This is a genomic window from Thauera sp. (assembly GCF_035444905.1).
Classification (GTDB): Bacteria; Pseudomonadota; Gammaproteobacteria; order Burkholderiales; family Rhodocyclaceae; genus Thauera.
Genome location: NZ_DAOMPS010000006.1, coordinates 47007 through 66884 on the forward strand (window position 1 = coordinate 47007; position 19878 = coordinate 66884).

17 protein-coding genes are annotated in these 19878 nt (G+C 66.3%); 10 read left to right on the forward strand and 7 right to left on the reverse strand.

Annotation, left to right across the window (positions count from 1 at the left end):
- The first annotated feature begins 59 nt into the window (after positions 1–59).
- Together rpsO and pnp are read left to right on the forward strand one after the other, a co-directional pair.
- Positions 60–329, forward strand: a complete 270-nt coding sequence (gene rpsO / locus PLC66_RS04390) for a 30S ribosomal protein S15 (protein WP_324538028.1) — start codon at positions 60–62, stop codon at positions 327–329.
- Between the two features lie 203 nt (positions 330–532).
- Positions 533–2632: a polyribonucleotide nucleotidyltransferase gene (pnp, locus tag PLC66_RS04395; RefSeq protein ID WP_324538029.1), complete on the forward strand. Its 2100-nt coding sequence runs from the start codon at positions 533–535 to the stop codon at positions 2630–2632.
- A 111-nt stretch (positions 2633–2743) separates the two neighbouring features.
- Here pnp and dksA read toward each other — a convergent pair whose 3' ends face one another.
- Positions 2744–3169, reverse strand: a complete 426-nt coding sequence (gene dksA / locus PLC66_RS04400; protein WP_324538030.1) for an RNA polymerase-binding protein DksA — start codon at positions 3167–3169, stop codon at positions 2744–2746.
- Between the two features lie 170 nt (positions 3170–3339).
- Between dksA and PLC66_RS04405 the strand changes: the two genes are divergently transcribed.
- Both PLC66_RS04405 and PLC66_RS04410 read left to right on the forward strand, forming a co-directional pair.
- Entirely contained in the window at positions 3340–4005 is a 666-nt protein-coding gene (locus PLC66_RS04405) for a DUF6781 family protein (RefSeq protein WP_324538031.1), read from the forward strand.
- Positions 4005–5687 carry an ABC1 kinase family protein gene (locus PLC66_RS04410; RefSeq protein WP_324538032.1) on the forward strand — a complete coding sequence of 561 codons (1683 nt, stop codon included), beginning with the start codon at positions 4005–4007 and terminating at the stop codon, positions 5685–5687. The genes PLC66_RS04405 and PLC66_RS04410 overlap by 1 nt, the downstream gene beginning before the upstream one ends.
- Positions 5688–5895: 208 nt before the next feature.
- Here PLC66_RS04410 and PLC66_RS04415 read toward each other — a convergent pair whose 3' ends face one another.
- The 3 genes from PLC66_RS04415 to PLC66_RS04425 all read right to left on the reverse strand — a co-directional run bounded on the left by PLC66_RS04415 (position 5896) and on the right by PLC66_RS04425 (position 9657).
- On the reverse strand, positions 5896–7254 hold the full coding sequence (locus PLC66_RS04415) for a sigma-54-dependent transcriptional regulator (RefSeq protein ID WP_324538033.1): 1359 nt from the start codon (positions 7252–7254) through the stop codon (positions 5896–5898).
- Complete coding sequence (locus PLC66_RS04420; protein WP_324538034.1) at positions 7251–8723, reverse strand: sensor histidine kinase; 1473 nt, start codon at positions 8721–8723, stop codon at positions 7251–7253. The genes PLC66_RS04415 and PLC66_RS04420 overlap by 4 nt, the downstream gene beginning before the upstream one ends.
- 61 nt (positions 8724–8784) lie before the next feature.
- Entirely contained in the window at positions 8785–9657 is an 873-nt protein-coding gene (locus PLC66_RS04425; protein ID WP_324538035.1) for a substrate-binding domain-containing protein, read from the reverse strand.
- A gap of 200 nt (positions 9658–9857) precedes the next feature.
- Between PLC66_RS04425 and PLC66_RS04430 the strand changes: the two genes are divergently transcribed.
- The 6 genes from PLC66_RS04430 (at position 9858) to PLC66_RS04455 (ending at position 18214) form a co-directional block, all read left to right on the forward strand.
- Entirely contained in the window at positions 9858–11168 is a 1311-nt protein-coding gene (locus PLC66_RS04430; protein ID WP_324538036.1) for a 4Fe-4S binding protein, read from the forward strand.
- 3 nt (positions 11169–11171) lie between these two features.
- Complete coding sequence (locus PLC66_RS04435; RefSeq protein WP_324538037.1) at positions 11172–13661, forward strand: molybdopterin-dependent oxidoreductase; 2490 nt, start codon at positions 11172–11174, stop codon at positions 13659–13661.
- Positions 13662–13685: 24 nt separating this feature from the next.
- Entirely contained in the window at positions 13686–14447 is a 762-nt protein-coding gene (locus PLC66_RS04440) for a 4Fe-4S dicluster domain-containing protein (protein WP_324538038.1), read from the forward strand.
- A 10-nt stretch (positions 14448–14457) separates the two neighbouring features.
- Complete coding sequence (gene nrfD / locus PLC66_RS04445; protein ID WP_324538039.1) at positions 14458–15588, forward strand: NrfD/PsrC family molybdoenzyme membrane anchor subunit; 1131 nt, start codon at positions 14458–14460, stop codon at positions 15586–15588.
- A 70-nt stretch (positions 15589–15658) separates the two neighbouring features.
- Positions 15659–16543, forward strand: coding sequence for a TorD/DmsD family molecular chaperone (locus PLC66_RS04450; RefSeq protein WP_324538040.1), 885 nt, complete (start codon positions 15659–15661; stop codon positions 16541–16543).
- Positions 16544–16876: 333 nt separating this feature from the next.
- Positions 16877–18214, forward strand: coding sequence for a permease (locus PLC66_RS04455; RefSeq protein ID WP_324538041.1), 1338 nt, complete (start codon positions 16877–16879; stop codon positions 18212–18214).
- Between the two features lie 172 nt (positions 18215–18386).
- On the opposite strand, the gene PLC66_RS04460 is transcribed toward PLC66_RS04455, so the two are convergent.
- The 3 genes from PLC66_RS04460 to PLC66_RS04470 form a co-directional block, all read right to left on the reverse strand.
- The gene (locus PLC66_RS04460; protein ID WP_324538042.1) at positions 18387–19232 is read right to left on the reverse strand and encodes a universal stress protein; all 846 of its coding nucleotides are present in this window, start codon (positions 19230–19232) and stop codon (positions 18387–18389) included.
- 177 nt (positions 19233–19409) lie between these two features.
- Positions 19410–19640 (reverse strand): thioredoxin family protein, encoded by a 231-nt coding sequence (locus PLC66_RS04465; protein ID WP_324538043.1) that lies wholly within the window; start codon positions 19638–19640, stop codon positions 19410–19412.
- Between the two features lie 11 nt (positions 19641–19651).
- Positions 19652–19813 carry a hypothetical protein gene (locus tag PLC66_RS04470; protein WP_324538044.1) on the reverse strand — a complete coding sequence of 54 codons (162 nt, stop codon included), beginning with the start codon at positions 19811–19813 and terminating at the stop codon, positions 19652–19654.
- Positions 19814–19878 lie beyond the last annotated feature (65 nt).

The following is a 19878-nucleotide window of genomic DNA, read 5'->3' on the forward strand; positions in this document are numbered from 1 at the left end:
TGCCGCTATGGGTATAATCCGCGGCTTCTGATTGGCAGAAAATACGAGTAAAGACACACATGGCTCTTGATACCGCATCCAAGTCGAAGATCGTCTCCGACTTTCAGCGCGCCCAAGGCGACACCGGCTCCCCGGAAGTCCAGGTTGCGCTCCTGACCGCCCGCATCAACGGGCTCGCCCCCCATTTCAAGGAGCACGGCAAGGATCATCACTCCCGCCGCGGTCTCCTGCGAATGGTCAGCCAGCGCCGCAAGCTGCTGGACTACCTGAAAGGTCGTAACGCCGACAGCTATCGCAATCTGATCGAGCGTCTCGGCCTGCGCAAGTAATTGCGTCCGTGACGAGCCCGACAGCGCCGATCAGGGCGAAGTAAGCCAGCAAAGCCGGTGCGTGCCCCTGCGGCCGCGCCGGCTTTTTGCTGTCTGGCGTTCGCTGTCGCGTCCGTCGTTCCGCGGGGCCGCGCTGCATTGCCGCAGGGCAGGCGCCGCAAGCAGTTGTAGTTCGCTGCATCAACCGAAAAAGGAATAAAACCTTGCCTACCGCAATCAAGAAAACCTTCGCCTACGGCGCCCACTCCGTCACCCTCGAGACCGGCGAAGTTGCCCGCCAGGCCGGTGGCGCAGTCATCGTCAACATGGACGAAACCGTCGTGCTGGCCACCGTGGTCGGTGCCAAGGAAGCACGTCCGGGTCAGGACTTCTTCCCGCTCACCGTCGATTACGTCGAGAAGTTCTACGCCGCGGGCCGCATCCCGGGTGGCTTCTTCAAGCGCGAAGGTCGTCCGAGCGAGAAGGAAATCCTCACCTCGCGCCTGATCGACCGTCCGATCCGCCCGCTCTTCCCCGATGGCTTCATGAACGAGGTGCAGGTCATCGTCACCGTGCTGTCGCTGAACCCCGAGATCGATTCCGACATCCCGGCGATGATCGGTGCCTCGGCCGCGCTCGCCATCTCCGGCCTGCCCTTCAACGGCCCGGTCGGCGCTGCCCGTGTCGGCTACCTCGGCGGCCAGTACGTCCTCAACCCGACCGCCACCGAACTCCAGAGCAGCCAGATGAACCTGGTCGTGGCCGGCACCCAGACCGCCGTGCTGATGGTCGAGTCCGAAGCGCAGGAGCTGCCCGAAGACGTGATGCTCGGCGCCGTGGTGTTCGGTCACGAGCAGATGCAGACCGCGATCAAGGCCATCAACGAGCTGGTCGAAGTGGCCGGCAAGCCCGAGTGGGACTGGCAGGCGCCGCCCGCCAACGAGCCGCTGATCGCCAAGGTCACCGAGCTCGCCAAGGCCGAGATGGAAGACGCCTTCCGCATCACCAGCAAGCAGGAGCGCTCGGCGCGTCTGTCCGAGATCCGCAAGCGCGTGATCGGCCAGCTCACCGAAGGCGTCGACAACGCGCCCTCGGTCAATGAACTGAAGGACCTCTTCTTCAACCTCGAGTCGGGCATCGTCCGCAGCCGAATCCTCAATGGCGAGCCGCGCATCGACGGGCGCAACACCCGCACCGTGCGGCCGATCGAGATCCGCACCGGCGTGCTGCCGCGCACCCATGGTTCGGCGCTGTTCACCCGTGGCGAAACGCAGGCCCTGGTGGTCGCCACCCTGGGCACCGGCCGCGACGAGCAGATCATCGACGCCATCGCCGGCGAGTACAAGGAGCGCTTCCTGCTCCACTACAACTTCCCGCCCTTCTGCACCGGCGAGACCGGCCGCTTCGGCGTGACCAAGCGCCGCGAGGTCGGCCACGGCCGCCTGGCCAAGCGCTCGCTGGTTGCCATGCTGCCCAAGGCTGAGGAGTTCTCCTACACCGTGCGCGTGGTGTCCGAGATCACCGAATCCAACGGCTCCTCGTCGATGGCCTCGGTGTGTGGCGGCTCGCTCGCGATGATGGATGCCGGCGTGCCGCTGAAGAACCACGTCGCCGGCATCGCCATGGGCCTGATCAAGGACGGCAACCGCTTCGCCGTGCTGACCGACATCCTGGGCGACGAGGACCACCTCGGCGACATGGACTTCAAGGTCGCCGGTACCGTGAACGGCATCACCGGCCTACAGATGGACATCAAGATCCAGGGCATCACCAAGGAGATCATGCATGCCGCGCTCGAGCAGGCCAAGGAAGGCCGCCTGCACATCCTCGGCCTGATGCAGCAGTCGCTCGGCAGCAGCCGCGGCGAGGTCTCCGAGTACGCGCCGCGCATGATCAACATGAAGATCAACCCGGAGAAGATCCGCGATGTGATCGGCAAGGGCGGTGCGGTGATCCGCGCGCTGCAGGAAGAGACCGGCACCGTGATCGAGATCGAGGACGACGGCTCGATCAAGATCTCGTCGGTGAGCGCCGAGGGCGCGCAGGTGGCGAAGGCCAAGATCGAGGCGATCACCGCCGAAGTCGAGGTCGGCAAGGTCTACGAAGGTCCGGTCGTGCGTCTGCTCGACTTCGGCGCCATCGTCAACATCATGCCGGGCCGCGATGGCCTGCTGCATGTGTCGCAGATCGCCAACGAGCGCGTGAACAACGTGTCGGACTACCTGAAGGAAGGCCAGGTCGTGCGTGTGAAGGTGCTCGAGACCGACGAGCGCGGCAAGATCCGCCTGAGCATGAAGGCGCTGCTGGGCGAAAACGCCGGCTGATCCCGGCGGCGGGCTTCGGCCCGCCGCGCGGCGAAACGCTCGCAGCAACAAAAAAGGACGCACGCCGCGTCCTTTTTTGTTGCCTGTGCCGGCCGCAGCGGGCCCGGCGGATTATTTCGCGACCTGGCGCTCGCGCATTTCTTCCAGCGTCTTGCAGTCGATGCACATGGTGGCCGTCGGGCGCGCCTCGAGGCGCTTGAGACCGATCTCCACGCCACAGCTGTCGCAGTAGCCGTACTCGCCTTCCTCGATGCGGCCCAGCGCCTCGTCGATCTTCTTGATCAGCTTGCGCTCGCGGTCGCGGTTGCGCAGCTCGAGGGCGATGTCCGACTCCTGGCTGGCGCGGTCGTTGGGGTCGGCGAACACGGTGGCCTCGTCCTGCATCGTATGTACGGTGCGTTCGATATCCTCCATCAGCTCGCCCTTCAGCGAACTCAGGATGTCGCGGAAGTGGGCCAGCTGCTTCTCGCTCATGTATTCCTCGCCGGCTGCAGGGACATAGGGCGGGAATTGCTTGTGCAGGGTATCGTCAGCCATGAATCAACTTCCGTAGGTTGGTGATTGGAGAGAGCCGACTTAATAGCAGAATCGCCCGGTGGCAGCAAGCCGGCCGCCGCCGGCGCGCAGCCGCCGATGCGCCACGCGCGTATCATGGCGGTAGCACACGGGCCACACTCAGGGCGCGTGCCGAAACGAGGAGATCGAAGATGACACAGGACACGAGCGGGCTCGAACGCGAAGTGCAGGTCGCGGTCGAGGCGGATTCAGCAGGCATCGCCGAGCGCGTGCGCACCATCACGCTCGACGCCCTCAGTCGCGGGACGCTGGATGCACAAGGCCTGCGCGAGGTGATGGGGGCGGTCATCCGCGGCGCACAGCAGGCCAGGGTGGACGTCGATGCACGCCACACCGAGGCGCTGAAGGACGCGATGCGTGGGCTCGACGATGCGCTGGCGACCGCCGCCCAGGCCACCCAGCTCGCGGTGCAGGAGGCGATCGGGCGCAGCAGCGAGTTCTCGCGCGAGGACCTCAAGCAGTCGCTCGACCAGTTGTCCACGCTCGAGGGCGACTTCATCGCGGCCCTGGGCGACGCGGCGCGCGCCACCAGCGGCCAGGCCCAGGCCACGCTGCGCGACCTTGCCGAGCATGCCCGCAGCAGCGGCACCGCGGTCGGTGGCCGGGTCCGCGATGCACTCGGCCAGCTCGGGCAGGCTGCGGGCGAGCTTGCGCGCGCGCAGTTCGACGGCGGGGTGCGCACCATGCGCAACCAGGCCGAACTCTTCGCCAGCCTGGCTGCCGGCGTGCTGCGCGGTCTTGCCGATCGGCTGCAGCCGGGGGCGTCCGAACAACGCGAGCCCGACCGCCGCGACTGATGCTGTGGCAGGCCATCGGCGCCGCGCGTGACCTTGCGCGCGCGCAGGAAATTGCCACCGTCCTGATCCGCTACGGCTTCAGCGACCTCGTCCGCCGGGTCGGGCTGGGGGCGGCGCTCGAGCGCGCCGGCAAGGTCCTGCACTGGCGCGCCCCCGAGGAACTGGCGCGCGAGGAATCCCCCGCGCGCGTGCGCCGAGCGCTCGAGGAGCTCGGCCCCACCTTCATCAAGCTTGGCCAGGTGCTGGCCACGCGGGTGGATCTGTTTGCGCCCGAGTGGATCGCCGAGTTCGGCAAGCTGCAGGATGCAGCGCCGGCGACGCCGTTCGAGGCCATCCACGCCCAGTTGTGCGAGGACCTCGGCGAGCCGCCTGAGACCGTCTTCACCGATTTGCGCCGTGAGCCGCTGGCGGCGGCCTCGCTGGCGCAGGTTCACCGCGCCCGCCTCGCCGACGGTCGCGAGGTGGTGCTCAAGGTGCGCCGCCCCGGCATCCGCCGCGTCGTTGAAGCCGACCTCCATCTGCTTGCCCGCCTGGCCGACATCATCGAATCCGAGGCGCCAGATCTGCGGCGCTATCAGCCGCGCGAGGTGGTGCGCGAGTTCACCCTGTCGCTGCGGCGCGAGCTCGATTTCGCCGCCGAATGCCGCAATGCAGAGCGTGTCGCCGCGCACTTCGCCGACCACCCCGAGATCGTCATCCCGCGCATCCACTGGGCCTGGTGCGGCGAGCGCCTCAATGTCCAGGACTACGTCGACGGCATCCCGGGGCGCGAGCTCACGCGGGTCGATGCGGCCGGTCTGGACCGCAAGCTGCTCGCGCGCCGCGGCGCGGCGGCGGTGCTCAAGATGATGCTCGAGGACGGCCTGTTCCACGCCGATCCGCACCAGGGCAACGTCTTTTACCTGCCCGATAACCGCATCGCCTTCATCGACTTCGGCATGGTCGGTCGTTTGTCCGAGGCGCGTCGCCATGAGGTGGCGCTGCTGTTGTATGGCCTGGTCAGCGGCGATTCAGCGGCCGTGGCCGAGGTGCTGCTCGAATGGCGCGAGGGCGATCTGAGCGCCGATGCCGAGCGCCTGCGGCGCGACATCGATGCCTTCGTGGATCAATACAAGGGCGTGCCACTCAAGCGGCTGGACCTCGGCGCGATGCTGTCCGACCTGATGGCCTTGTTGCGCGACCATGGACTCGTCCTGCCCCCCGATCTGTCGCTGCTGATCAAGGCCTTCATCACCCTCGAGGGCCTCGGTCGCCAGCTCGACCCCGAATTCGACATTGCCGGCGAGGCGCAGCCGCTGCTGCAGCAGACCTTGCTGGCCCATCGTGCGCCGTCGGCCATCGCCCGGCGCTCGCTGCGCAGCCTGCGTGCCATGGGCGATCTGCTCGCCGGCCTGCCGCAGGACCTCAGCGACCTGCTGCGCGCCGGCCGCCGCGGCAAGCTGCAGTTGCAGATCGACGTGGTCTCGCTCGAGCGCGCGGTCGATCAGCTCGACCGCGCCATCAGCCGCATGACGATCGGCATCGTCACTGCTGCGCTCATCATCGGCACCGCCATCGTCATGAGCGTGATGCGCGACCCTGCCTTCGGCGGGCTGCACACGATCGGCCTGCTCGGCTTTCTCGGCGCGGTGTGCGGCGGGCTGTGGGTGCTGCTGTCGATCTGGCGCAGCGGGCGGAAATAGGCGAGGGCGCCGGGAGGAAACCGGGGAGACTCAAGGCGCTTTGCTGATTAAACGATAAGAATAATCATTGGCGAGGCTGTTGCAATGCACAATGCCTTCGTCTAGCATCTGAACCGTCTCCTCCACCCTCCTCCTTGGTGTGGATTTGGCCCGGGCCCGAAAGCGCCCGGGCTTTTTTCTGCCTGTCCGGCGCGCGTCAGGCCGGCGTTCAGTCGGCGTCGGGTTCGTTGTTCTTCAGGCCAAGCCTGCGCATCTTGTCCCACAGGCTCTTGCGACTGATGCCCAGGGCCTTGGCGGTGGTCATGACCTTGCCCTCGTGCGCACGCAGGGTGTCGAGGATGAATTCGCGCTCGCAGCTCTGCAGATAGGCGGTCAGGTCATAACCGGCTCCGGTCTGCGGCGTGCTCGGTCTGGCGGGGGACGCTGACGTCATGTTCGCGGTCGGCTCCATCAAGTCGCTTGTGCTGATCAGCGGGTGGGTGCTGAGGATGCACGCCCGTTCGATCGCGTGGCGCAACTCCCTGACATTGCCTGGCCAGGGGTAGCGGCTCAGGCCCTCCAGTGCATCCGGGGTGAGGGCGCGATGCTCCCCCGGTGTGCGACGGGCGAATTCATTGATGAAGCCCTGTGCCAGCCAGGGGATGTCTTCCGGGCGCTCGCGCAGCGGTGGAATGCGCAGGTGGATGACATTGATGCGGTAGTACAGATCCTCGCGAAAGCGCCCCTGTTCGACCTCTGCGCGCAGATCGCGATTGGTGGCGAAGATCAGCCGCGCGTCGAACTTCATCACGCTTTGGGCACCGAGCCGCATCACCTCGCGTTCCTGCACCGCGCGCAACAGCTTGGCCTGCAGCGACAGCGCCAGCTCGCCGATCTCGTCGAGGAAGAGGGTGCCGCCCGAGGCTGCTTCGAACAGGCCGGGCTTGCTGCGGGTGGCGCCGGTGAAAGCGCCCTTCTCGTAGCCGAACAGTTCGGCCTCCAGCAACTCCGCGGGCATGGCGGCGCAGTTCAGGGCGATGAAGGGGGCGCCTTCGGATCGGCTGCCCAGTTCGTGCAGGCGGCGGGCCACGCATTCCTTGCCGACACCGGACTCGCCGGTCAACAGGATCGTCGATGCCTGCGCCGCAATGCGTGGCAGCATCATGTCGATCTGGCGCATGGCTGGCGACACCCCCAGGCATGCACTGGCAGCGCCGTTCTGTGTATTCAGGCACAGCGCTTCGACCTTCTCCACCAGCTTGTTGAGGTCGAAGGGCTTGGTGATGTAGTCGGTTGCGCCTTCGTGCAGTGCCGCCACGGCGTCGGTGACCGAGCCATGGCCGGTAATGAGGATGAAGGGTGGCGCGATCGCCATCAGTCGGCGCAACTCGCGCAGCAGCGCGCGGCCGTCCATCCCCGGCAGGCGCAAGTCGCTCAGGATGAGCCCGAACGGGGTGGTGCGCAGACGCTCGAGCGCTTCCTCGGCGCGCTTGCACCAGGCGACTTCGTAGCCCTCGAGCTGGAAGCGATCGACCAGGGACTCACCCATGATCTCGTCGTCTTCGACGATCAGAAGCGGGCCTTTCATGATTCGGATTCCTTGCCGGTTGCCGGGTCGACCGGAAGTTCGACGATGAAGCGCGTGACGCTCGCGTCGCTGCGCACGGCGATACGCCCACCCAGTTGATTGACGATCTGATAACTCACCCACAGGCCCAATCCGTGCCCCTGGGGGCGGCCGCTGATCAGGGGCTCGAACAGGGTGCCGAGGCGCTCGGGGGGAATCGGGCAGCCCTCGTTGGCGACCTCGAATCTGAGCACACCCCGTTCGACACACGCGTCGAGTTCGACCCGCCCGCCGGCTGGCACCGCCTGAATGGCATTGAGCAGCAGGTTGAGCAGGACCTGGCGGACAAGGGTGGCGGGGAGGGGATAGACGTTGGCCTCGAGCCGGATCGTCCAATCGAGCTGTACCCCGTGCGAAGAAAGGTCGCTGGCGATCAGGGTATGGATGTCGTCGAAGTCCTCCCGGGCAAGCGGCTTGCCGGAAGGTTTGGCCTCGACCAGCAAGGCCGAGACCGTGTCGCGGATCTGCAGCAGGCCGCGCTCGATCATCGACAGGGTCTTGTCGATCTGCGCACGGTCGCCGCCGTGCCGCCGCCAGGTGTCGACCGCATTGAGCATGCCGCCCAGGGGGTTGTTGATCTCATGGGCGACGCCGGCGGCCAGCCGGCCGAGGGCGGCGAGGCGCTCGTTCACCATCACTTCCTGCTCGAGCGCGGCCTGCTGCCGCAAGACTGCAAGCATGTTGCGGAATGCGGTGCCGGCGCGGCCGATCTCGTCCTGCGACTCTTCCAGGTCGAGGCTCACCTCGTCGGGCAGGCTCGTGCCGACGCGACTCATGCCGTCCGCGAGCTGAACCAGGGGTTGCGCCATGCGGTGCCCCCAATACCAGGTGATGGGCAGGATCAGTGCGAGCAGGCCCAGGGTGTAGAGCACCGAACGCTCGACGAGCCGTGCGGCCCGCGCGCGAATGCCCTCGTCCGAATAGACCAGGGCCAGGTGAGCGAGTGATACGCCGTCGGCGACGATCGGCATGACCAGGGCAATGGTGTCCTCGTCGGCGTCGATCACGCGCGTGCTCGGCAGGGTCGGTGAGGCACGTACCCAGGGCGCGACGCCGCCGAAACCGGGCAGGGCTTCGGGGTCGGAGAGCAGGGGGTAGCGGGTTGGACTGGAGCTGGCGAGGACCTTGAGGTTGCGATCGAACAACACGATCGCGGTGGGGAGGCGTTCGCGCGCACGGCTGTCGTCAGTGGCGAGCGGCGCACGCAGCAGCTGGTAGGCGCGCCAGACGTCGTCCTGCACGATCGGGCTGATCAGGTTCTGGGACAGCGTGGTGCCCAGTTGCACGGCGTTCTCGTCGAGGTCGCGCCGCAGTTCCTCGTGCTCACGGGCAACCAGGACACTGGTCAGCAGAACGGCCGTGGTGACGACCAGCGCACTGCCGCGCAAGGCGATCTTGTAGCGGAAACTCAGGTTCTTGAGGGTCAGCATGGGCGGCGATCCGGCAGACGGCGGGGGGCCCGGGTCACGATTGAGGCGGCGGGGTGGCGGGTCATGGCGCGTCGGCCATTGCACCGATGCTGTCATACAGCGACGGCGGGGCCAGCGTGAAGCCGTCGAGCACCAACAGGTTCAGCAGTTCGCGCCCCTCGGCGTCGTCGTGCATGCCAAGCAGAAGGGCGCGCGCGGCGGCCAGATCGACCGGTGGCAGGCGCGATGAAGCGACGATCGGCGGAAAGCCGAAGGGAGGTGACTGCTCGATGATGCGTGTCGCCGAGGTGAGCTCGGGATGGGTCTGGGCAAGTGCCTCCCAGACATAGCCGTCGACGGCGCCCCCCTGGGCAAGATTGACGGCGACGGCCTCCACCACCCGCCGGTGCCCCCAGGTGAAGAACGTGCGCCCGAAGAATTCCGCCGGAATCTGCCCCGCTTGCCGCAGCCTGTGCTGCACGTAGAGAAAGCCCGAGTTGGAGTCGGGGTCGGCGTAGGCGAACACCTGGCCTCGCAGCGTCCCCAGGCTGTCGATCTCGACATGCTCGTGGTTGCGGATCAGGTAGGCGCGGTAGAGCGGTTCGCCACGGAATACCGGTGTCGCGACCAGCTTCAGCCGGTCCCGGTTACGCCAGTAGGGAAAGCCACAGAGCCAGGCGAGATCCGTATCACCGTCCACCACCAGGCGCAGCACGTCGCGGTAGCTGCCGCGCTGGACAAACTGCACTGGCCGATCCATGCGCACTTCGATGTAGCGACGCCAGCGTTCGAGTACGCCCACGCGGTCATCCAGGAAAACTGGCGTCAGGCCGATGCGCAAGGGCGTTTCGGAGGCAATGGCACGCCGGGGCAGGGAGAGCCCGAGTGGCAGGCTGGCCAGCGCCAGGAGGGCAAGTCGGCGCGTTTGCGACGCGGTGTGCAGTGTGGCAGGCACGGGTCTCCTCCTCGTTGCCGGCGGCTCGGACGTTACCTTGGCGTAACGCGGATTGCTCGATGTTACGCGCGGGTAACCCCTTTTTCCATAAGGGTTACTTCAATGTAACACGACCATGAGTTCAAAGCCGGCAGAGTAAAAAATAACAAATAAAACATGGATTTATGATTTGGCATCGATCCTGCTTATCGGTTCATGCCATGAAAACGAACCTGCTCCCTGATGCCGTACCGTCTGCCCCCACCACCCCGGCGTGGTTGCGGATCGATGCGGCAGCCTGTCTGCCGTTTCACCTGCGCGCAACCGGTTGCGGCTTGTGTGCCGACACCTGCACCCACGGCGCGATCCGCGTCGATGAAGCAGGGCCGCGTGTGGGTGAGTCGTGCACCGGCTGTGGCCGCTGTGTGCCCGCCTGTCCGATGGGGGCGATCGAAGCACCGGCCTTCCCGTCGGTGGATAAGGCGCTCGCGCCCATGGCGCGGCAGACTGACGGGGTGATCCGGGTCGAGTGCCGGCGCGTGCCGGCCTCACGCCTGGCCGACGGGACGCTGCAACTACCCTGTCTGGGCGGCTTGAAGCCCGACTGGTTGATCAGCGCGAACGCCGCGATCGGCGTGGGGCCCTTGCTGATCGACCGTGGCCTGTGCTCGCGCTGCCCCGATTCTCCAGCCACTGCTTTGGCAGTCGATGGTTTTGCCGCTCAAGCCAGCCTCGGGCGTGCCCGTGACCTGCTCGAAAGCATGGGTGTTGCGCCGAGTTGCCTGCCGCGCCGGGTCGAGGACATCCTCCCCGAGCTCGCGCCTGGGAGCAGCGCGCCCCCCGCCGCGCCGGCTGAGGTGCTCGGCCGGCGCGGCTTCCTCGGCCGGCTTGGTCGTCGTGCTGGCCAGCACCTGCTCGGCGTATCCGAGCCCGAGGGGTACGGCGCGCTTGCCGCCATCGCACCCGGCCACCCCGCACGGCCTTCCCGCGCCAGGATCGGACTGCTTGCGGCGTGCATCGGCCTCGCTCGCGCGCGCCGCCTGCCAATGCCTTTCGGCCTGTTCCGCGCTGCGCGGGTCGAGGCGACATGCTGCGACCGCGGTCTGTGCGCCGCCATCTGTCCGACGGGCGCATTGCGGCGCGAAACCGTCGGGAGCCCGGAAGAGGTCCAGGCCGGTGTGGCACTGCGTTTCTCGGCGCTCGACTGCATCGACTGCGGCCTGTGCGTGAAGACCTGCCCCGAGCAGGCGCTGGTGCTCGAAGAGCGCATGGACGAGGGCTGGCGTGCGGTCGAGACCGTGAAGCGTTTCGAACAGCGTGAATGCATCGAATGCGGACGCGGCTTCACCGCCGTCGATGGCGCGTCAACGTGCCAGCCCTGTGCGCGCTCGCGCGAGCTGGTGCGCGACGTGTTCCGCCAGCGCTTTCCCGCTTTCCAGGCAGCCCAGCATGAGCCGCCACACAGTCCACAGCGCAACCCGAACGCCGCAGCCTTCGCGCATGCCAACCGTATCTGTTCAGAGGAGGAGTGAACGATGAAACTGCTTGAGACCCTTATCAGCCGGCGCCGCTTTCTGCAGGCGACCGGCACGGCGGCCGGCGCGGGCGCGATCGGCGCCGGCACGGGTGTTGCGCCCGGCCTGACGACGCTCAGCCATGCCCAGAGTGCGCCGGCGGCAGACAGCGGAACCACGATCACCAAGAACATCTGCCACCAGTGCCCGGCGCGTTGCGGCATCGACGTCTACACCACCAACGGGCGGGTGCACGCGATCTATGGCGACACCAACCACCCGATCTCGAACGGCAAACTGTGCCCGAAAGGGCCGCTCGGCACCTACATCCTCTATGACCCGGACCGCTTCAAGGGGCCGATGAAACGCACCAATCCCAAGAAAGGGCGCAACGAGGATCCCGGCTTCGTGCCCATCTCCTGGGACGAGGCGCTGCAGACGGTGGCCGACCGGCTCAACACCTTGCGGGACAAGGGCGAGTCCCATCGTTTTGCGCTGTGCTACGGCCGCGGCTGGGGCGCGTCCTGTGCCGGCTTGCAGGGCACCTTCGGCAAGCTCTACGGCTCGCCCAACGTCGCTATCGGGCACTCGTCGATGTGTTCGGACGGCTCGGTGATCTCGAAGAAGGCGGTCGACGGCACCGGCGGCTACAACGCCTACGACTACAAGAACGCCAACATGCTGCTGATGTTCGGCGTCGGCTTCCTCGAGGCTTTCCGTCCGTACAACAACAACATGCAGGTGTGGGGCTACATCCGCGGCGTGAAGGTGCCGAAGACCCGCATCACGGCCGTCGATGTGCACATGAACACGACACTGGCCGGTTCCGACCGCGCGCTGCTGATCAAGCCGGGCACCGATGGTGCGCTGGCGCTCGCGATTGCCCACGTGATCCTCACCGAGGGGCTGTGGGAACGGTCCTTCGTCGGCGATTTCAAGGACGGCGACAACCGCTTCAGGACCGGCGAGACGGTCGATCCCGACAGCTTCGAGGAGAAGTGGGTCAAGGGCCTGGTGGAATGGTGGAACATCGAACTAAAGGATCGCACGCCGAAATGGGCTGCGCAGATCACCACCATCTTCGAGCGCGACATTCTGGCCACGGCGCGCGAGTTCGGCTCGACCCGTCCGGCGATCGCGATGTTCGAGCGCGGCGCCCACGCTCATTCCAACGGCGTGCTCAACGGCATGGCGATCCATACGCTGAATGCCCTGGTCGGCTCCTTCTACGCCAAGGGCGGGTTGATGTACCAGATGGGGCCGTCGTACGGGCCGATGCCGGTCAATGAGGCCGACTTCATGGACGACTGGGCGAACAACGGCGCCTGGAAGGACCAGCCCCGCATCGACCTCAAGGGCCACGAGGACGGCTATCTGCTCGCCAACAACATGTTGCAGGAGGTGGGGCCCAACTCGCTCGCGGGCAAGCCCTACAAGCTCGACACGGTGATGTTCTACCTCACCAACCCGATCTGGACTGCACCTAACGGTCACGTCTGGGAGGAGGCGCTGAAGGAGGTGTTCGTCATCGACACCTCGCCCTTCCCGGGCGAGACGGCGATGTTCGCCGACCTGATCCTGCCCGACCACACCTACCTCGAGCGCCTGCAGGACGCGCCGACCTATCCCTTCCAGGGCTGGCCCCTGGCGCAGCTGCGCGTGCCTGCGATCAAGCCGCTGTACGACACCAGGTACTACGGCGACACCCTGATCGAGATCGGCAAACGCATGAAGGGGCCGATGGGCGATTACTACAAGGCTCTCGACAGCAGCGAGAACGTCATCCGCCACCTGGCCAAGGGCTTCGAGAAGGACCCGGGCGATAACGGTGTGAACAGCTTCGAGAGCTGGGTCGAGAAGGGCGTCTGGTACAAGAAGCGCTACCTGTGGCGGCAGATCGACGGCGAGTTCTACGAGTGGGACGGCCGTGGCTACAACACCTTGCTGTCCGAGGACGAGGTCAAGGCCAAGCTGTTCAAGACCCCATCCGGCAAGTACGAGATCCGCTCGGGCTGGCTGGAGGCCAAGGCCGACTGGATTGCCTCCCGGACTGGGCGCGACCGCGCCAAGCTGATGTTCCCGCACTGGGAAGAGCCCAGGCACCCTGGTGGCGGCGACATGTACATGGTCACGCCCAAGGTGGCGCTACACGCCGAAGGTCGTGGCGCCAACATCCCGGTGGCGATCGCCAATCTGCAGCCGGTGATGGGCGGGCGCAAGGAGGTGTACATCGAGATCAACCCCAAGACGGCACAGGCCAAGGGCATCCCCGATGGCGCCAAGGTGCGCATCAAGTCCGAGCTCGGCGCGATCGAGGGCTACTGCAGATACTTCGAGGGCGTGCGCCCCGACACGCTGGTGTTCCCGATGGAACACGGCCACTGGGCGCACGGGCGCTGGGCCAAGGGCCGTGGCCCGGGGCACTGCGGCGAGATCACGGTCAATCAGTCCGACCGCATCACCGGCCAGTGCAGCTACTACACCACCAAGGTCAGCATCGAGCGCGCCTGAACAGGATAAAGAGGAGAGCGAACAATGGCTAAATGGGGCATGGTCATCGACCTGGACAAGTGCACCGGGTGCCAGGCGTGCACGACCGCCTGCGCGATGGAGAACAACCGCCTACCCGCCGAGAACTGGCAGGACGTGCTGTTCTATCACGAGGGCACTTATCCGAACGTCAAGCTCACGTGGTTCCCGCGGCCGTGCATGCACTGCGAGAACCCTTCCTGTGTGTCGGTCTGTCCGACCAAGGCCACCTTCAAGGAGAAGGATGGCGGTTTCGTGCTGATCGACTGGAATAAATGCATCGGCTGCAAGTATTGCCAGGTCGCCTGTCCCTACGGGGTGCGCTTCTTCACCGACGAGAAGGCCGCGATCGAGCCGGACATCCGTGACGTGTTCCCGAGCACGGCCGGTCGCCAGTGGGACCCGCCGTACAAGGGGCCGCAGGACGACCCGAGCCGTGGCATCGGCATCCAGCCGCACGGCGTGGTGTCGAAATGCACCTTCTGCCACCACAAGGTCAGCACGGCGCCGGCCGGGGTGGCGGACCTGGACGAGGACATCCCGGAGCTCAAGGAACATGTGCCGGCCTGCGTGCGCGTGTGTGCGCCCAAGGCACGCTTCTTCGGCGACCTCGACCACCCCGGGAGCTATGTGAACAAGCTCATCGCGGACAAGGCGGGGGTGCGCCTGAAGGATGAGACCGGCAACAAGCCGCAGGTGTACTACCTGTCCGGCGGGGCTGCAGCCTCGGTGCCCTCGCTGCGCGCGATGAACAAGCACAAGGCCTGAGGAGACGATCATGACAACTGCAAGCATGCAAAAACCGACGCCCGTGCTGCTGGTGGCGGTGGTGGGCCTGGTGGTGACGCTCGGCATCGCCATCAGCCAGTTGACGAGCCAGGGCCATGCCGCCTTCAACACCAACAACTACGGCCTCTACTGGGGTTTTCCGATCGTCATCTACGACTACTTCCTGCTCACCTCGACCGGCCTGGCCATGGTCGCCACGCTCGCCTTGCTCTACGGCGGCGAGGAGTTCCGGCCGCTGGTCAAGCGCGCGATCTGGCTCGCGCTGGCCGGTCTGGCGGGTGGGGTCGCAGTGCTGATGATGGAGCTCGGTCATCCGCTGCGGGCGCTGTGGGCGATCCCAACCAGCTTCGCCTTCAGCTCGCCGCTGTACTGGAAGGTGATCTGCGTGAGCCTGTACGTGATCTCGCTGCTCCTGCTGCTGGCCAAGCTGATCAAGGCCGATGGCAGCAGCGTGCGCGGCAGCGCGATCGTCACGCTGGTGCTGGCCGCGGCGGTGACGGCGATTGCGGGCGTGGTGTATGGCTCGCAGAGCTTCCGGCCGTTCTGGGCCTCGGGTGACATCCCGGCCGCCTTCATCTTCGAGTCGCTGCTCGGGGGGCTGGCCTTCGTGTTCTTCTTCACCTACATGGCCTACGGCTTCTCGGCCGAGCGCCTGCCGCAGGGCGTGCGCAAGCTCTTCGACGGCAAGCTGCCGGGCCTCTTCGCGCTGGCGATCTTCATCCACCTGGTCTTCGTGCTGGGACGGATGACGACCGGTCTGTACGGCAACGCGGAGGGGCTGCAGGTGTGGCATCACATCGTCGGCTCGCCCCTGTTCCTGATCGAGATCTTCGTCGGCCTGCTGCTACCGCTGGTGCTGATGCTGATGGCGGGCACCCGGCGCTCGGGTCCGATGCAGATCCTGGCCGCGCTGCTGGTGATGAATGCGCTATTGATCTCACGCTACGAGTACATCATCGGCGGGCAACTGGTGCCGCTGTTCAAGGGTTCGTGGGCGCCGCCGCTGCTGTCCTATACGCCGTCGATGACGGAATGGATGTTGCTGCTGGTGGCGATCTTCCTGTCGAACGCGGTGAATGCCTTCGGCGAGCGTCAGTTCCGTCTCGGTGAAGAGCGCTGAGGCAGGCAGGTAGCACGCGGCCCGGCGCCGTTCGCGGCGGCTGGGCCGCCCCCACGACAGGAGTTCCCGCATGACCACCACCGTGTGCCCACCGACCGACCAACAGACCCTGATCGACAAGGCGAGCTGGTATCTGTGTCTGGCGCGGGCGTTCACCATTCCGGAGAGCCCGGCCCAGTTCGAAGCCTTGCGCGATTTCCTGGCCGATGAACTGGCCGAATTGGGCTTGCTTCAAGGCGAGGCCTGTCAGGCGTCCTTGCGTGCCTTTCGCGCAGCGATGCGAAGCGTCGACCGCCTCCAGGCGCTGAAGGTGCGCTACGCCCGTTTGTTCCTGATGCCCGGCGACACGCATCCCAGCCTCAACACCGGCGCCTACATCGACGGTGCAGTAGGCGGCGGTAGCGTCCGCGCGATGGAGACCTGCTACGCACGCTGTGGCCTGGAGAAGCACGGCGACCTGCGCGATCTGCCCGATCACATCAGCGTGCAGCTCGAGTTCCTCGCCTGGTTGTACGCTGCCGAGGCGGAGGGCCAGCCCCTGCCGATGCGCGGCGATGAGTTCATGCAGGCCTTCGTGGCGCGCTGGGCGACCGCCTTGCGCCGCGACCTCGATGCCGCCGTGGACCGTTTCGCCCTCGGTGCCGACCCCTATGCGGCGCTCGCCCGCCTGCTGGAGGCGGTGGTCGCTGCGGAAGTCGCGAGTTCGGCGCAGGTGGCCGATCCTGCCCAGCCTGGGGTCGATCCCGAGATTGCGCGGCTGCGCTCGCACTTTGCCGGACGCAGGCTGGATGCAAGCGACCGTGCGGTGATTCGCGAAAAGCTGCTCGCCGACGGTCTGCCGGTGGATCACCTGGCGATTCCGATCGAGGATCGTGACGAAGCGATGGGGATGGTCAGCCTGATCCCGCCAGAGGCGCGGCGGCGGAGCGAGCTGAAGGTTGGCACGGGGGACTGAGTCGGTTGGGCGTGTTGCGCGCCTTGAGCGCGCCCGCCCGCGCCCGGCCGGGCGCGGCGAAGCTTGAACGCGCAAGCCCCCGCCGGCGCTGACGCCGTCCGGGGGGCAGGGGTGTCTGCCAAGGCTGTGCGCCCTGGTCGAGGCGCCCTACTTCTCGGCCGCCAGCTAGGCGTCGGAGCTTAGGGCCGGTTCGTTACGCATTCGTGAAACCTTGGCATCGCCCGATGCGAGGTTGCCCGCCTACGGGAGCGTGCATCCTTTTTGCCTCTGGCGCGTCTTCATTGTCAGAAGTAGCAAACGGCATGATTGAGCTCGCGATGTGAGGGGTGTCCCATGGACGGAAACAGCTTCTGGCGCAGCGAGTGGAAACCGCTGACGCTGATCGTGGGCGTGTTCATCGCCTGCTTCTACCTACCGGTCGAGGCGCTGCAAGGCTGGGACCGGCTGCATAGCGCCTTCTGGGAAGCACTCTACCTGGTGCGCTGGTACGCGGAAGAGCATGTGCTGCTGTGCCTGATCCCGGCCTTCTTCATCGCCGGTGCGATCGCGGTCTTCGTCAGCCAGGCTGCGGTGATGAAATACCTCGGCCCGACCGCGCCCAAGGGCATGGCCTATGGCGTGGCGTCGGTCTCGGGGACGATCCTGGCCGTGTGTTCGTGCACGGTGCTGCCGCTCTTCGCCGGCATCTACCGCATGGGCGCAGGCCTCGGGCCGGCGATCGCTTTCCTGTACTCCGGGCCGGCGATCAACGTCCTGGCGATCATCCTCACCGCCCGCATCCTGGGGCCGGAGCTGGGCGTCGCGCGCGGCGTCGGCGCCATTGTGTTCAGCGTGCTGATCGGCCTGATGATGGCCTTTCTGTTCCGCAAGGAGGAGCTCGAGAAACTCAACAACAAGATCGTGATGCCGGACGACGAACCGAGTCGGCCGCTGTGGCAGAACGCGGCGTTCTTCGGCGTGCTGGTCGCGATCCTGGTCTTTGCCAACTGGGCGCCGTCGGGCACGGAAGAGGGCGCCTGGCATGCGATCTACCTCGCCAAGTGGTGGATCACCGGCTTCTTCGGCCTCGCGCTCGCCGCGATCCTGATGAGCTGGATGAAGATGTCGCGCACACGCGTGCTGCTGGTTTCAGCGGCAGGGGTGGCGGCGGCGGTGCTGTTCGGCGAGCAGCCGCTCGTGCCCTTTTCCTTGCTCGTCATCGGCCTGTCGTGGATCACCAGCACCGACAAGGGCGAGGGCGCGACCTGGTTCGCCTCGTCCTGGGATTATGCCAAGAAGATCCTGCCGCTGCTGCTCATCGGTGTGCTGATCGCCGGCGCGTTGCTCGGGCGTCCTGGCGAGGAAGGGCTCATTCCCTCCGAGTGGGTGGCGTCGGCGGTGGGGGGCAACTCGCTGGCTGCGAACTTCTTCGCGGCGTTTGCCGGCGCCTTCATGTACTTCGCCACCCTCACCGAAGTGCCGATCGTGCAGGGCCTGATCGGCAGCGGCATGGGCGAGGGGCCAGCGCTGGCGCTGCTGCTGGCCGGGCCGGCCTTGTCGCTGCCGAACATGCTGGTCATCCGCAGCGTGCTGGGTACGAAGAAGACCCTGACTCTAGTGGCGCTGGTGGTGGTGATGGCGACGCTGTGCGGGATGCTGTTCGGCATGTGGGTCGAGGGGGCGCATACCTGACGATTGCCGGGAGGGCCCTGGCAAAGCGAATCATCACGCCTTGAGCGTGCGTCGGTTTCCGCTGATGCGTTGCTCCCGTCCCGCACGCGGCACGCGTTGTTGGTGACCGCGGCGTCGGCCGCTTCGATGGCGAGCCAGAGCCTGTCTTGATGAGCGGCTTTCACCTTCTCATTCAGGGCACCATCAGCACCGGTCGGCCCGCAATCTCGCACACCCGCGCTGCGGTACTGCCGATGAGCTTGTCGCTGAGCCGGCCGCGTCCGTGCTTGCCCACGACGATCAGCGAAACGTCATGCGTCGTTGCGTAGCGCGCGATCTCCTCTGACGCCACGCCTTCAAGAATGACCGTTCCGCCTGTTCCTCCTGCCTCACGAATCCGCGCGGCGAGCCCGGCGAGCGCTGCTTGCGTCGCTTCGGGCGACAGTCGCCAGACGGTCGAGTCGGCACTGGGGGCCACGTGAAGCGCGTCGATGCGCTGCGCCTGCGATGCGAGCCGGATGGCTGCGTGTTCCGCCGCTGCCGCATCCACGGAGAAGTCCGTGGCTACCACAATGTGACGCAGCGTATCCGTGCACACGGCCTCGCAGTTCGATTGGGTTGCCGCCGCGGTAGGCTCGACCCATTCCATCAGCACGGGCGTCGTGGCCTTGTGCAGCAGGGCGCGGGCGACGCTGCCGAGGAACATGCGGGCGACGACGTTGCGTCCGCGCGAGCCGACGACGATCAGATCGGCCTGCGCCTGCGCCGCCGCGGCGAGGATCTCGTCCTCGATCACGCCACCCGAGCGGATCTCGACCGCGACGTCCATCCCGGCGTCGCGCACGGGTGCAGCGCATTTTTCCAGCCAGTCGCTGTAATCCTGCGCCTTGGCGAGGTCGCCGCCCTGCGCGTAGCCCACGCGAACCACGTGGCACAGCACTGCACGCCTTACGCCCCAGCCGGCGAGAGCGGGCACACAGTCGATGATCGGACGCTCGGCCGGGCTGAGGTCGAGCGCCACCAGTGCGGTCGAGAACATGATGTGCTCCTCATCAAGATCGTTTCAGGGTGATGGCTTCGCTTGCGGGCGCGATCGCGTTCGGCATGATCGGTCGGACTCACTGCCGGGCAATGGGTCACCTTCCTCGCTCGGGTGCTGGCCGGATCCGCGCATCGATGCGCCGCGTGCCGACCTTGAACTCGAGCTTCGCCATGCTCAGAACCAGCCCTCGACCTTGTTGCGCGCGGGCACGCCGCCGGCATGGACCACGGTGCCATCGATGACCACGCCCGGCGTCGCCATGACGCCGTAGGTCATGATCTTCCGGATGTCCTCGACCTTCTCGATCGCGATCTGCTCGCCCTTGGCAGCGGCGACCTCCTCGATCAGCTTGATGGTGTTCCTGCAGTTGGCGCAGCCGGTGCCCAGTACCTTGACGTCTTTCATGGTGGTTCTCCTCACAGAGTCATGTTGAAAATGTAGCCGACCAGGATGATCCCGGTGGCGACGATGGAAAGGGGGATCGCGATCAGCTTCGCCTTGAGCGCCTTGCGCTGGTTGATCATCTCGGGCAACGACAGCACCACCACGCTCATCATGAGGACGGGAAGGGTGTCCATTTCCCGGCCTCTTGCGCATGAAGACGCATGGTCCCCGAAAAAGATGCAGCCGCCCTTGAAGCGTT

Bases quoted from the DNA above. Each gene is read 5' to 3' on its own strand.
- PLC66_RS04455 (WP_324538041.1), top strand. From the start codon at position 16,877: ATGGACGGAAACAGCTTCTGGCGCAGCGAGTGGAAACCGCTGACGCTG.
- PLC66_RS04430 (WP_324538036.1), top strand. From the start codon at position 9,858: ATGAAAACGAACCTGCTCCCTGATGCCGTACCGTCTGCCCCCACCACC.
- PLC66_RS04465 (WP_324538043.1), bottom strand. From the start codon at position 19,640: ATGAAAGACGTCAAGGTACTGGGCACCGGCTGCGCCAACTGCAGGAAC.
- PLC66_RS04470 (WP_324538044.1), bottom strand. From the start codon at position 19,813: ATGGACACCCTTCCCGTCCTCATGATGAGCGTGGTGGTGCTGTCGTTG.
- PLC66_RS04405 (WP_324538031.1), top strand. From the start codon at position 3,340: ATGACACAGGACACGAGCGGGCTCGAACGCGAAGTGCAGGTCGCGGTC.
- dksA (WP_324538030.1), bottom strand. From the start codon at position 3,169: ATGGCTGACGATACCCTGCACAAGCAATTCCCGCCCTATGTCCCTGCA.
- PLC66_RS04440 (WP_324538038.1), top strand. From the start codon at position 13,686: ATGGCTAAATGGGGCATGGTCATCGACCTGGACAAGTGCACCGGGTGC.
- PLC66_RS04415 (WP_324538033.1), bottom strand. From the start codon at position 7,254: ATGAAAGGCCCGCTTCTGATCGTCGAAGACGACGAGATCATGGGTGAG.
- PLC66_RS04435 (WP_324538037.1), top strand. From the start codon at position 11,172: ATGAAACTGCTTGAGACCCTTATCAGCCGGCGCCGCTTTCTGCAGGCG.
- rpsO (WP_324538028.1), top strand. From the start codon at position 60: ATGGCTCTTGATACCGCATCCAAGTCGAAGATCGTCTCCGACTTTCAG.
- PLC66_RS04460 (WP_324538042.1), bottom strand. From the start codon at position 19,232: ATGTTCTCGACCGCACTGGTGGCGCTCGACCTCAGCCCGGCCGAGCGT.
- PLC66_RS04410 (WP_324538032.1), top strand. From the start codon at position 4,005: ATGCTGTGGCAGGCCATCGGCGCCGCGCGTGACCTTGCGCGCGCGCAG.
- nrfD (WP_324538039.1), top strand. From the start codon at position 14,458: ATGACAACTGCAAGCATGCAAAAACCGACGCCCGTGCTGCTGGTGGCG.
- PLC66_RS04420 (WP_324538034.1), bottom strand. From the start codon at position 8,723: ATGCTGACCCTCAAGAACCTGAGTTTCCGCTACAAGATCGCCTTGCGC.
- PLC66_RS04450 (WP_324538040.1), top strand. From the start codon at position 15,659: ATGACCACCACCGTGTGCCCACCGACCGACCAACAGACCCTGATCGAC.